At 32.1% G+C, this 13,377-nt stretch carries 13 protein-coding genes (1 of these 13 cut by a window edge); 2 read left to right on the top strand and 11 right to left on the bottom strand.

Annotated elements, in window-relative coordinates:
- Positions 1 to 3: 3 nt before the first annotated feature.
- Genes EZS29_RS01740 through EZS29_RS01705 form a run of 8 tightly spaced genes read right to left on the bottom strand, consistent with a single transcriptional unit; the run spans position 4 to position 6,353 of the window.
- Positions 4 to 1,095: an EscU/YscU/HrcU family type III secretion system export apparatus switch protein gene (locus tag EZS29_RS01740; protein WP_130605927.1), complete on the bottom strand. Its 1,092-nt coding sequence runs from the start codon at positions 1,093 to 1,095 to the stop codon at positions 4 to 6.
- Positions 1,096 to 1,109: 14 nt separating this feature from the next.
- Positions 1,110 to 1,928, bottom strand: a complete 819-nt coding sequence (locus EZS29_RS01735; RefSeq protein WP_172603721.1) for a flagellar biosynthetic protein FliR — start codon at positions 1,926 to 1,928, stop codon at positions 1,110 to 1,112.
- 7 nt (positions 1,929 to 1,935) lie between these two features.
- Complete coding sequence (gene fliQ, locus EZS29_RS01730; RefSeq protein ID WP_130605923.1) at positions 1,936 to 2,214, bottom strand: flagellar biosynthesis protein FliQ; 279 nt, start codon at positions 2,212 to 2,214, stop codon at positions 1,936 to 1,938.
- Positions 2,215 to 2,225: 11 nt separating this feature from the next.
- Entirely contained in the window at positions 2,226 to 3,059 is an 834-nt protein-coding gene (gene fliP / locus EZS29_RS01725; RefSeq protein WP_246035207.1) for a flagellar type III secretion system pore protein FliP, read from the bottom strand.
- Between the two features lie 24 nt (positions 3,060 to 3,083).
- A complete protein-coding gene (locus tag EZS29_RS01720) occupies positions 3,084 to 4,082 on the bottom strand; it encodes a flagellar biosynthetic protein FliO (protein ID WP_130605921.1) in 999 nt (332 codons plus the stop codon).
- 26 nt (positions 4,083 to 4,108) lie between these two features.
- Positions 4,109 to 4,558 carry a flagellar motor switch protein FliN gene (gene fliN / locus EZS29_RS01715; RefSeq protein ID WP_130605919.1) on the bottom strand — a complete coding sequence of 150 codons (450 nt, stop codon included), beginning with the start codon at positions 4,556 to 4,558 and terminating at the stop codon, positions 4,109 to 4,111.
- Position 4,559: 1 nt separating this feature from the next.
- Positions 4,560 to 5,537 (bottom strand): flagellar motor switch protein FliM, encoded by a 978-nt coding sequence (gene fliM / locus EZS29_RS01710; protein ID WP_130605917.1) that lies wholly within the window; start codon positions 5,535 to 5,537, stop codon positions 4,560 to 4,562.
- A gap of 3 nt (positions 5,538 to 5,540) precedes the next feature.
- The gene (locus tag EZS29_RS01705; RefSeq protein ID WP_130605915.1) at positions 5,541 to 6,353 is read right to left on the bottom strand and encodes a flagellar basal body-associated FliL family protein; all 813 of its coding nucleotides are present in this window, start codon (positions 6,351 to 6,353) and stop codon (positions 5,541 to 5,543) included.
- 163 nt (positions 6,354 to 6,516) lie between these two features.
- On the opposite strand from EZS29_RS01705, the gene EZS29_RS01700 reads away from it, so the two are divergent.
- Complete coding sequence (locus EZS29_RS01700) at positions 6,517 to 8,682, top strand: DUF455 family protein (protein WP_172603720.1); 2,166 nt, start codon at positions 6,517 to 6,519, stop codon at positions 8,680 to 8,682.
- An 87-nt stretch (positions 8,683 to 8,769) separates the two neighbouring features.
- Here EZS29_RS01700 and EZS29_RS01695 read toward each other — a convergent pair whose 3' ends face one another.
- Complete coding sequence (locus EZS29_RS01695) at positions 8,770 to 9,252, bottom strand: hypothetical protein (RefSeq protein WP_130605911.1); 483 nt, start codon at positions 9,250 to 9,252, stop codon at positions 8,770 to 8,772.
- Between the two features lie 865 nt (positions 9,253 to 10,117).
- Positions 10,118 to 10,711: a hypothetical protein gene (locus EZS29_RS01690; protein WP_130605909.1), complete on the bottom strand. Its 594-nt coding sequence runs from the start codon at positions 10,709 to 10,711 to the stop codon at positions 10,118 to 10,120.
- A 657-nt stretch (positions 10,712 to 11,368) separates the two neighbouring features.
- On the opposite strand from EZS29_RS01690, the gene EZS29_RS01685 reads away from it, so the two are divergent.
- Entirely contained in the window at positions 11,369 to 12,658 is a 1,290-nt protein-coding gene (locus EZS29_RS01685; RefSeq protein ID WP_172603719.1) for a YihY/virulence factor BrkB family protein, read from the top strand.
- A gap of 8 nt (positions 12,659 to 12,666) precedes the next feature.
- Here the strand turns inward: EZS29_RS01685 and EZS29_RS01680 are convergent, their stop codons facing one another.
- Positions 12,667 to 13,377: the end of a DEAD/DEAH box helicase gene (locus EZS29_RS01680; RefSeq protein WP_130605905.1), read on the bottom strand. Its footprint extends 819 nt past the window's final position; 711 of the gene's 1,530 nt are visible here — the last part of the coding sequence; the start codon falls outside the window, past its right edge; its stop codon occupies positions 12,667 to 12,669.

Below are 13,377 nucleotides of genomic sequence, written 5' to 3'. Positions count from 1 at the left end.
ACATTATGCCTCAAATCTTTCAAAGTATTTTCTACCTCTAATTTTATGTATATATTTGATCACTTCGATAACACTTTGATATAAAACGGGCGGTATTTCTTGCCCAACTTTTACAGTTTTATAAAGTGTTCTTGCCAGTGGTTTATTTTCAACAATCATAATGTCGTGTTGCTTCGCAATTTCTCTAATTTTAAAAGCAATGAGATCCTGTCCTTTTGCAATGATAACAGGTGCTGTCATTCCTTTTTTATAGCGAATAGCTACAGAAAAGTGTTCTGGATTCGTCACAACAAAACTTGCTTTAGGCACTTCTCTCAAACTTTTCCGCATCACAAAATCACGCGCCATTCTTTTTCTTTGGGATTTTAATAGAGGATCCCCTTCATGCTTTTTTACTTCTTCTTTTAATTCTTGCTTAGTCATCTTCATATCTCTATTAATTTTCCAGAAATTATAAGAAAAATCTCCACCCCCAATGACTACACCTGCAGCGCACATAACAAGCATTAATTTTGATATTGAATTCCCAATATTTTTCATATAATCTAAATTATTGTAAAAATAGTTTTCACTTGCTGAAAAAATTTCACTTTTCAATACTATAAAAATGAGAATACTAAAGATTAAACATTTCGTTACAACTTTGATCATTTCCACAAATGAATTCACACTGAACATTCTGGCAAAACCTGAGATTGGATCTAATTTTCCAATATTAAAATTCAATTTTTTCCATGACCAATTGAAACGAGTGACAGCTAAACCTATAAATGTTGGAAAAACAGAACATGCCAAAACAATAAAAATAAAATGTGGTAATATGGGTGATATTGCATAAAAAATAACTTTTAAGAGACTTGAGTAATCAACATAATAGCCGGGGAAACCAAACCATGCACGCCGAAAGCATTCTTGAAATGCAAGAATGAGATTTTGAGAAGAAAAATAGAAATAAGATGTAAATAATATAAGAGTGACGCAAGCGACAATTTCCCGTGGGTTGGCAATATTTCCTTCCTCACGAAATTGATTCCGCTTTTCTTCGGTCGCTTCTTCAGTTTTATCTTCTTGTCCTTTTTCTTCTCGTTGTTCCATTTTTCCTCAAAAAATCAAGGTGAATTCACAGGCACAAATACCCGCCGCATCGATTCAAACCAAGCCACTTCTTTTTCCATTCCATAATTTCCAAGCAAGCTCATAAAAGATGTAATACTTATAAATAAAATAATCATAGAAATGAGAAAGCTTAATGGAAAGCTAACAATAAATACATTTAAAGATGGCAAAGCTCGATTGAGTAGACCCAAAGAAATATTAATTAAAATTTGCACGGCTAGAAGTGGGGCCGCGAGGCGTATTCCCAATTCAAATGCTTCTTGAATAACAGAAACTGCAACTCTAGTTAAAGCAACTTTATCGGGAATTCCGGCTATTGGCACCGTTAGAAATGATTTAACAATGCCTTCAATAAAAATATGATGAATATTTAAAGTTAATATTAAAATAATGACAAACCAATTTTTCATAACTGAAAATGAAGATTCGTGGTCATTTAATCCTGGGCTAAACATGGATGCGACTTGAAAACCCATATTTATTCCAACTGTATGCGATGCTACTGAAACAGCATAAATAACGAGTTTAGCAGCAAAACCTACAGCAAAACCAAAAAATACTTCATGCAAAGTCGCCATAGCTAAGGTTACAGCGCTCCATTGTAATAACTTATCTGTATGATACATTTTATCTGAAACTAATGGATATAAAAAAAATGTAAATGCTAAGCCTAATAATATTCTGAGTCTAGTCGGGACAACTTGATCACCAAAAATAGGTAAGAAAAAAAAGATTGTCGTAATTCGCAAAAAGGCCATTATCGGCATGGGCCAAGTTTCGGGTTTAAATTGTATGACCGATAATATATCCATTATTTTCTCACTTATTTTGCCTTGATAATTCTGGGATTTTGTCATATATTTTGTGAGTGTAGTCATTTAATTTTCTCAACATCCAAGGCGACAATAAAACGAGTACAACCAACATCGCAGCAATTTTAGGGAGAAAACTTAAAGTCGATTCGTTTATTTGAGTTGCCGCTTGAAACACGCTGACGAGTAAACCAACTACAAGAGCGACACCCAATAGAGGTAACGAAATTTCTACTGTTATATAGAGAACAGAAAGAATAATATCGATGACCTGCTGATTATTCATATACTATCCTTCTAAATAAAGCTTTTAATCAATGATCCTGCTAATAAATTCCAACCATCTACGACGACAAATAATATTAATTTTAGAGGCAAACTGACAACTGTTGGAGGTAACATCATCATACCCATTGCCATTAAAACGCTGCTGACAATCATATCAATCACAATAAATGGTAAATAAACTAAGAAACCAATTTGAAAAGCCATTTTTAATTCACTGATGACAAATGCAGGAACAAGAACACGCATTGGCACATCATCTCTACTTTCTGGGCGCTCTAGTTTACTCATTTGATAGAATAATTTCAGATCGTCTTTTCTTACTTGAGCAATCATAAAGTCATGTAAAGGTTTCTGACCCACATCGAGAGCTTGCTGAGTGGTGATATCCTTTTGCATATAAGGGACAACCGCAGAATCATAAATTTTTGTAATTGTCGGTGCCATGATGAAATAAGTAAGAAAGAGAGAGAGAGCGATTAGAATTTGATTGGGTGGCATTGTCGGAATTCCCAATGCTTGTCTTAAAAAAGAAAGCACTATAAGAATTCTCGTAAAGGAACTCATTAAGAGTAATATAGCTGGCCCAAAAGTAAGCAATGTAAGGATTGCGACTACTTTTATTGCAGGAATAAAATCATCTTGGTTTTCACCATTGGCAATATTTATTGAAAAAATAGGCATTGGACTTTTACTGAGATCCAATTTATTTTGCACATTAGCATTGTCTCTTTGCCAAGTTTTTTCAGATTTCTGTTCAGGACTTTTATTTTGCGCAAAATTATTTTGTGTAAAAAATAAAGAAAATGATAGGAGCAATATCTTAATACAAAGAATAATTCTCATATCATCTCCTGTTAATAAGTACACTTAGTTGAGCGGTTTCATCGAGCGAAGTTTTTCTCTAATTAAATTTGTTACGTTTTCTACACTATCTCCATCTTCTTCTTTCTTTTTTAAATCCTTTTTGCTTTCTGCTTCAAATTGACTCGCTAAATATTTAGGAAAGTTTCCTGGTTTATTTTCTTCTCCATTTTTTTCTTCACTATTTTTTAACTTCTGAGTGAGGGAATTCGTATTTAAACTTTTTAATGCTTTTAGAAGAATGTCCGATTTCTTTTCTGCTACTTTGTCGGAGTTATTTATGACGTTTTCTTTTCTAGGCTCTGGTTTTTCTATAAATGATCTGTCAGACTTAGAAAATGTCATTTTATCACTGATTAAATTTGGTTTTTTTTCAACAATCTGTTTACTTTGATATCCACTATTCCCACTAATTTCAGTTAAAAAATTAATCCCAGCTTCTGTGTTGGACACTACGATCTCTTGATCACGAATCCTTAATATTAAAACTTGTCTTTTTGGCGATATGGATAAGCTCGAAACAACATCCATAATTTTATCGGGGCGAGTCATTGCAAATGCCCCTCTTTTTTTCATCTTTACAAGAAAATACCCACAAACAGCTATAATAGAAGTAAAGCAAATTGCTAAAGTAAAAAACTTCAATAAATCAGAACCTGATTTGTTTTTAGGAGTATCTTCTTTTAAAAAGTCATAATCACTCTCTTTAGTTTTTATCTTTTCACTCGTTTTGCTTTTCTTAGTTTCTATTTCTGTCTTTAAGTTTTTTATGGCTTCATTTTCAGGGATTTTATTTGATAGAATCATTTGCATTTGATTCTCCAAATTTATTTCTTTTAGTTTTTCAGAGTTAGAGAACCCTTTTTCCTGCTCAGACTTCTGCACAGTGTCTTCTATTTTTTGCTCTGGAAATTGAATGGGTGGTACAATAGCTTCATTGGAAGATTGAGCAAAAACATTGCTCCCAACTAAAATTAAATTAAAGAAAATAAATAGAATTTTCATAATAACCCCTTTTATCCAACGCGCTATCAAACAGAATCACCCGATGAAGATGCATCCATTCCAACACCGCTCATTACGTCTGTGAGACGCACACCGAATTTTTCATTAACGACAACAACTTCTCCCATTGCCACAAGCTTATCATTGACATATATTTCCATTGGTTCACCTGCCATTTTATCAAGTTCAATAACGGAACCTTGACCCAATTGCAGCAAATCATTTACTAAAAGTTTTGTTCTGCCTAACTCCACTGTGACTTTAAGTGGAACATCAAGAACCATTTTCATGCGTGATATATCAAGATTTTTTAATGACTCATCATCTTTACTCGCCTGAGAGGAATTGCCTCCGCCACCCCCGCCTCCCGAACTTGCTTCGGCGGGTGCAGCTTCCGCCGCAGGTGCTTCTCCTTCTGCCCCTTCATCTCCTAAACCAAAATCTTCAGGTCGAAAGCCTTCATTTAGATCAGCCATATTAATTATCTCCGATTAATTCTGTTATTTTAATTGCTTTATTTCCTCTTATAATTCCTGGAATGCCTCTGAATTTATGAATACCTTCCACCATAACATCGAGCGCTTTATCGCAATCTCTTTCCAAAATTAGAACATCTCCACTGGCAATTTCCATAAGATCCCTTAAGTTTATCCAGCAATTTCCTAAGCTAACAGTTAAGTTAACACTCGTTCCCATCAATTGAGATTTAATTCTATTGATCCAAATATGGTCTACTTCTAATTGCTCATTTTGAAATCCAACACTTAATTTTGATTTAATAGGTTCGAGTGTTGAATAAGGTATGACGAGTTTTATGGAACCACTCATTTTTTCAAGTTCAATATCAAATGCAGTTGAAATTACCACGTCACTTGGAGGAACAATTGCAACAAATTGTGGATTAATTTCTGTACGTGAGTAAGATATTTTAATTGGAAAAACAGGTGCCCAAGCTTTTTCCAGATCATCTACAGCAGACATAACAATTCGTCTTGCGACTTTGATTTCTATTTGAGTAAAATCTTTACCTTCAATCTTTGTATAAGGAACATCATTTCCACCAAATAAGCTATCAACGAGCGCATATAGCAGTTTACTTTCTATAACCATCACTGCAGAGCCACGCAAAGGTTCGATGCGCAAAATATTTAAACAGCTCGGCAATGGAAGTGAATTCATAAATTCACCAAATTTAATCGGCCCAGAGCTATTCACTCCAATATTCGCCACTTTTCTGAGTGCAGCAGATAAAGAAATACGAAATAAACGAATAAATCGATCGTGGATAATATCCAGTGTAGGCATACGCCCACGGATAATTCTATCCTGATTTGCTAAATCATAATGCACAATACCCGATGCATCCTGCTTCCCCGCATCAGGTCCTTCAACCCGTCCGTCCGAAACTGCATTTAATAAGGCGTCAACTTCGTTTTGACTTAATACTTGATCCATTCCTTACTCCACAAAGAATTCGGTAAAGAAAACATTTTGCACAGGGCGATCCGAAACTTCGTTCACTCTGTTTAAAATTTCTCTACGCAAACTTTCTTTTCCGTTATCTGAAATTAAATCCGATCTTGTCTTAGCTGTGACTGCAGTTATTATGATATCTTTTATTTGTGCTTCTCTTTTTTTAAGTTCCATCCCTTGGATTTCACCACCACGATATTCAATGGCGATAGCAATTCTTATAAAACGATTTTCAATTGAATTACCTAAATTTAAATCCAAGCGCGGAATCGAGAACGTATCACCAAAGTTTGCTGTTCCTTTATTTGGGTCGGCTTTTGGATCGACCGGCGCAGCTTTTGGGTCCGCTGCCGCAGCTTTTGGATCCGCAGGAGGCGCTCCTTTCGGATCATCCTTTTTTCCTTTATCATCCTTCTTTTCATCTTTTTTTCCTTTGTCATCTTTCTTTTCTTCTGGCTTTCCGTGATCATCTTTTTTTCCATGATCATCCTTCTTTTCTTCAGATTTCCCATGATCATCTTTTTTTCCATGATCATCTTTTCCTTTAGGATCTGCATGTGGATCCGCATTGGGATCCGCCATAGCTGCACCATCTGCACCTTGCGCAGCAAGTGCCATCTGTTTTTTTGCACTGATCGTTTTAAATACAAAAAAGCCACCCACCCCGAGTGCGACTAAGAGAACCCCACCGATTCCTGCAAATAAGGCAAATCTACTTTTTTTCTCTTCCTTTACGTTAGGATCTTTCGCTTTGTCATCTTTTTTTGCATCCCCTTTTTTTTCTTCAGCATCTGCCATACGTTCTTCCTAATTAAGATAAAAATATGGGTGAATTTTTTATTGCCTTCTTTTAATGAGTTTGCCATAAAATGCTTGAGCAGGTTTGTTCTTAATGTCGCAAAAACGATCGGCAATCTTTTCCAGAGAGAGCAATTTCTGCCTGTTTAAAGGGAAATTTAGAATGGAATTAAAGGAATTTGCTGAGATAATATTATTTGGGACAAATATTGCGAGTGACAAACTTTTGGAACCAAAATTGCTTACAGATGATATTTCATATCAGGCAATAATTGCACCCAAATTTCCCGGCCGTCCCAATCATCTTTGTTTCGAAAAAATGAAACTCAAAAAAAAATTGCCATTTCCCAATATTGAACAGTTAAAATCCGAACAACAAAGAGGTTTTGTTCTGCATTTTTTTGCCAATCATGAATTGCTTGCCATGGAAATTATGGCTTTGGTTCTGTTAAAATTTCCCAATGCACCTAAAAGTTTTCGTATGGGAATTGCGCGAACCATTCTTGAAGAACAAAAGCATATGTCACTTTATTTAAACCGTATGCAAGAATTAAATGTTGAATTTGGCGAAATACCTGTCAATGATTTCTTTTGGAATTGTCTCTCACAAATGGAAAGTCCACTGGATTTCGTAACACATATGAGTATGACTTTTGAACAAGCAAATATTGATTATTCCTTATTTTACAAAGATCTTATGCTTAAAATAAATGATTTTAAAACTGCGAATATATTGGATATCGTTTATAAAGAAGAAATTGGTCACTTAAAACACGGAGTCACTTGGTTTGAGCGCTTGCGCGATCCGCAGCAAAGCCAATGGGAAGCTTATGTTTCCTCTTTAAAGTTACCATTGAGTCCTGCACGCGCTAAGGGAACAATTTATGATCGAGAAGGTAGAAAATTAGCAGGACTATCTGAAGACTATATTAACGAACTCTCTATTTTTTCTTCTTCAAAAGGCAGACCTCCCCACATATTCTATTTTAACCCTGCCTGTGATGCCGAAGTCGCACGAGGCAAAATTGGTTTTTCTCCAAATAAATTTGTCGAGAATCTTCAACATGACTGCTCTTCACTTATGTTATATATTGCAACAAAAGATGATATTATTCTCACTCCTGAAAAACCAAGTGTCGAGTTTTTACAATCCCTAAAAGATTGTGGCTTTGATCTCCCTGAATGGTATGAAAACAGTCTGCAGTGTTTCAAGAGTGATACAATTCCACAGCGTTATTATGGATCCCTCAATCCCTGGGGCTGGAGTCCTGAAAGTATCCATTTGTTTAAGAACTTTAAAGAAAAATTAATTGGCAATATTCCTTTTCAAAACAACATTTTTGTAAACGACTTTTTTGCAATTAATACGAAACCTCTCTATTCCAAATGCTTAGCTGCTGAAATTTCGCAAAAAATAAACGCAAAATTTTCAGATATGCAGGATATTCTCCCCGCTGCAGTTACTTTAGGAAGGGTTGTTCACACTCTAGAGGAAACTCAGAACGCCATTGCTGATATTTTTTCTTTAAATGAATACAGCATGTGTGTTTTAAAAGCACCTTTTGGTTCTTCGGGACAAAATATGCGCAGAATTAAATCGACTAAGCAGGATAAATCCGAAATCAATTGGATCAAAAGAATATTAAGGGAACAAGGTTCCCTAGTCGTCGAACCATGGTTTAACAAAGCTATCGAGTTTTCTTACCAGTTTAAAATAGATGGTGAACAAATTTCTCTATTAGGCTCGACTCGATTCCTGACAGATCTCAGAGGGCAATACAAAGCCACGTTTGTCGGGAGGAAATCAGACGATCTAGACGAAAACCTCATTAAATTTATTTATAATCCCGTCAATGAATATAAGGATATTTTGACCTTTTTTAAATGCGTTGCTGAGTATGTCGCAGAGCAATTGAAAAATGCAAATTATGAAGGCCCCGCTGGCATCGATGCTTTTATCTACAGCGATAAAAACTCAAAGTACGGTTTTAGATTTAAAGTCTTGTCCGAAATAAATCCTCGCTACACTATGGGCCGGGTTGCCTTAGAAATTTCAAAACGCATACAAAGTGGTGCATTTGCTGTTTGGGCACATATCAGGATCGAAGATATTCTTAAGAAAGGATTTCATTCTCTCGAAGATTTTACCACACAGATAGAATCTAAATTTCCTGTTATTAAAAAAGATAGCTTAAAACCTCTAATCAAAGAAGGTATTCTATTTACTAATGATCCCAAATCAGCAAAATTTGTCCTCACCACTCTTATTGTTGGCAAAAAAGTTCTGCAAGAGTTTATGAGTTTTTCTGGATTAAAAATTTTGCATTGAGATTTAAGAGTTTTGGTTTCAATAAGAGTTAGGAATCAGTGTTATGCTGAGTTTTTAAACGCAGATTTTTTTCTATAAAAATTTTTATCAACTTATTTGTCTTCGTTTTATGTCTTTCATATGATAATATGTTCTCCATAATAATAATATATTCGTAATAGAAAAAAATATTAGTTCGCAAATACTTTTAAGTTTATTCTCACTTTCAAATGGTATATGGAAGAAAGAAATTAAAATAATGGATAACAATAAATAACCTAAAATGCTTAAAACAAAAAATTTAATATTTAAAACAAAATATAAACTTGTGAACTTACCTAAAAAATCACTGCCGCTTTTTTTCCCATTTGCTACATAGGTGATATAAATAGTCAGTAAAGTTATCAAACTAGAAATAATTCTTTCAATTTGATCATAGATAATATCACTTTTAATATATATAAATTCCAAAAAGAAAAAATATAGAAGCATTAATGCATTTGTTAAAAAAAAGTATTTTAATCTATCTTTTTCATTGAAATTGTTCTCAATAATTTGCGTTTTTAATTTTTTGATGCTCCAAAAATACATAAAATCCCCTATAGAAAAATAGAATTCAGACCTAATAAATGCAGTAATTATTTTTTAAAATCCTCACACTTATTAATATTACAATTATTTATATATTATATTATATTTTATTTAATAATTTAAATATTTTTCATTTTTTTCTAACATTTCTAATAGATACAATTGAAATTATAAAAATTATAATTAACTCTCTTACAGCAATACATATAATACTAATCCCATCCATTAACTAACTCCAAGGAAATAAAATTTTATAAAATTAAAATTATGAGCAAAAAAAATAGTTAAATTAATTTAAATGATCAAATAAAAATCATGTTAAATGTAATGTAAAATAATTTTGCACAAATCCTCATATTTTTCTTTATTAACTCATTTCTTTATATATTTAATATGATAATATATCAATAAAAGAATTAAAAGTTAAATCAATAATATTTTTAGTATTTCTGCCATTTTTAAAAAAAATGCAACCGTACCCTTATTATAAAAAAAATAGCGTGTCTGATAGAACTTAAAGCAATGACTTTATAAAATAAAGATAATTTACACTTAATATTTCCCCAAAAATCAATGTCATTCTATTTTCCATTCGCTACATAGGAAAATAAACTATCAATAAAAAATATCAATTCAGAAAAAACGGATGATAATCTTCTATAAATATTATCATTTTCGTTAAATAATAATGTATAATTTAAAAAATTAAATATTACAATCGATGCAAGAGAATATTTAAATCTTTCTTTTTAGTGATTCTATTCTCAATAATTTCAATTTTAATTATTCAATGTCTAAAAAATAAATAAGTTAAATTTAAAGCTTAATTTTCAAGATAAAATAATATATCTCTTGTTAATGTCATCTAAGCCTTCTGATAGTAAAATGTATTTAACTGAATAAATTTTATATGCGTAGATTCATTAATATCTGTAGTTAATTCACATTTCCCATACGAAGAGCACTTTAAAAAATTTGAGTCATTTTTTAAAACATAAGTTGAGCCAGAATTTAGAACTAAACTAAATAGAAAAAATGCATGACTGGGTTGATTGAGATCCGTATTAGCTAGATAATACCTTCCATTATCAAGATCTATTTTTAAATTACTTAGATTTCCTGCAAAAGTGAAATAGAAAAGATCATTTTCTCTCACGTTTGATCCACATGGCTTATTGTCTTCTGGTTCCAGTTTAAAATACTTTGTTCTTACTTTTAAAGGTGACGATACTTTTGACAAATAAGAATAGCTTGAGAAGATAGGTTTCTCAGGCGAAATATAACCTTCAATACTTGAAGTCTCTGTAGATATCGAAAGCATTAAATAAGCACTACAATATATTAGAGGATCTCCATGAAAATCAGGAATTAATGAATTATCATTTATGCTATTCGAATAGGCATTTATATTTACTGAAATGGATATAAATAAATAAAGTAAGTTACTATGAATTTTCATTACGCCCTCCCTATAATATTAAGGATTAATATATAACAACTCAATAGAGTATTCAATATTTTTTAAATTGTTTTTATCTTTTAATAAAAATATATAATTAAAATTATTTTTTATATTATTAATAATTATTTATTATTAATATATTATTATGCCTTAAAATTCTCCATCTTCATCACTTTCTAAGAAAAGAAACTAATTTTAATTTAGTAATAATCAATAATTTTATCTTTTTATTTTTTCCAAAAGAGAATTTACTTCTGCATCTTCAGATTTTTCTTCTTCATTTCTATCATTAAAAAGTTTGTTTATAAAATACTTCTTGCTAAGAGCATAATAAATTATTAATCCCATTTATATAAATAAAAAAAAATTCCATTTGTAGGGCTTCTTTCATGGAGCATCGAAGCAATTAATTCTAACCAGCTACGTTGGCAATTTGGAATTCAAATTATTGTTGTACAATTGAGTTTAGCTCCAAAATTTAAGCCAGCATACTTTTCTCTGTCATATCGGCAAAATATGTACTCTTCACACTTAATGTAGGCAAAAAAGTTCAGCTGATCTTTACAAAATGCATACATATAGAGATAATAAATACATTGATGATTATGAAGTTTAAAGCTTAATCATAAAAGATCAATAAAATTAGGTGTCCAATTGATTCCTCAATTTCATAAAATTATTTATTCTATAAATAGAACTTTAAAAAGGCCCCGCCACAAAGAGATTATTTTTGCTATAAAAAAAGGGTTATTCATAAAAAAATGTGAGCTTGTTTTCAGAGAAAGCATTTTTGTTTTAAGAAATTCCAATCTATCCGAAAAATCGGCACAGCTGACATATACTTCTATATTATCAGTTGTTCCGTTACTAGCAATTTTATTTACTTTTATCCACACAGTAAATGGTTTAAATGATTTTTTTGTTCAAACAATATCTCCAACTATTATCAAGCATTTTGGTATTGTTGCTGGATTGCAGATTTCAGAATATCTACATATTTTAATTAAAAATTTAGAAGTAAAAGAACTTGGGATTATCTCTCTTGTAACTTTTCTAGTCACTGTTGTTCTTTTGCTTCTTAGAATAGAAGATACTTTCGATGAAATTATGGATATCAAAGGTAAATTAAGTCTTTTTAACCGACTTACCAAATGCTGGGTTATTTTAACGATCACACCTTTTATTTTAGGTCTTGCCTCTATCAAATCGGATCAATTTATAAGTTGGATAACGATTAAAGATTTTGATTCATATAATACCCTTGCTATCAAAAGCTTTCGTATGGGCTTTGGTATGTTTTTTCAGGCCCTTTTTTTTGTTATTATTTATTATATTATTCCAAGTAAAAGATTAAATTTTAAAGTCGTATTATTTGGTGGGGTTATTTCAAGTTTGCTCTTCGAGGGGCTGCAGTTTTTAAATGTCTATCTCGCCCGCAGAGCTTTTTCTGGGGATCCTATTCATATGTACGGCACAGCACCACTTATAGCTGTCTTATTTTTCGTTTGGCTCAGGATTATTTGGATTATTACTTTATTTGGTGCAGCGTTAACAGTCTCCTGCCAAAGAATAATTTATTATAAGCACTCTCTGTCAAAACAGCTTTATCCAAGGAAAAGTCTCGCAGATTGCTTGACAGTTTATAAAATAATATCGCAGCAATTTCAAAATTTGAATGAAGCTACAACCATAGAACATATAGTAAAAGTTTCGTATTTAAATAAAAAAGATGCGGAGGACTGGGTTGAGTATTTGCTTCATCATAAGTTCATTTGTGCTTCTGGTGAAATATCTAACGACGTTTTATATATTCCAACCTATAAATCTATTATGTCAGAAAAAAATAGACCCTCATTTCTTAAGGAATTACTAACAAATGATGACCTTGAAAAAGACATTATGCTTGCAGAAATATCGACATTATTTGAAAAGCATAAAAAGTAACCCGATGATTATTTTGCGTCAGTTATTTTCACTTGCAAATTTTTAACTTTAAAGTTCTTCTTTTTTGCTAATTCTACTTTACTTGTATTAATTTCCACATGAGTGAAGTTGTTAAATATGAAAATATTTCCAATATCTTCTTTTGCTAAGGAAAGCTCTTGAATAAATGCCCCAAGTATATCGCCAGGACGGATTTTATCTTGCTTACCTTTATTGATATGTATTTTTGAAAACTTAATTTTTTCATTATAAGAGAAATCAACTTCTTTTATTTCATCAACATTTTTTGTATTTTGAAAAAAAGATTTGTCGAATTCACTTGCTTTTAAGCTTAATTCTTTCATTAAATTCAAGTAATATCCTTGAACCTTTTGCTCACATAAAGCCAGAGCTAAACCACTGTGCCCCGCTCTTCCTGTTCTTCCCGATCTGTGAATATATTCGTCTTGTGTATATGGAATATCATAATGAATAACAAGAGAAAGCTTAGCGACATCAATTCCTCGGCCAGCAATATTGGTTGCAACCAAATATTTTAAGCTGCCATTTTTAAAGTTTCGCATAATGCTATTTCTATGTACCTGTCCAAGTTCACCTGAAAGCGCATCTGCAGAAAATCCTTCATTTTTTAAAGACTCTGCTAACTGATGTGATGTTTCACGCGTGTGGCAAAAAATAATTCCTTTGCCTATATGGCTTGCTTTTTCACAGTTCTTTAA

The sequence above is a fragment of the Fluviispira sanaruensis genome (assembly GCF_004295685.1).
Taxonomy (GTDB): Bacteria; Bdellovibrionota_B; Oligoflexia; order Silvanigrellales; family Silvanigrellaceae; genus Silvanigrella; species Silvanigrella sanaruensis.
The sequence above is the reverse complement of the archived record's forward strand: the minus strand, read 5'-3'. Positions and strand labels throughout refer to the sequence as shown.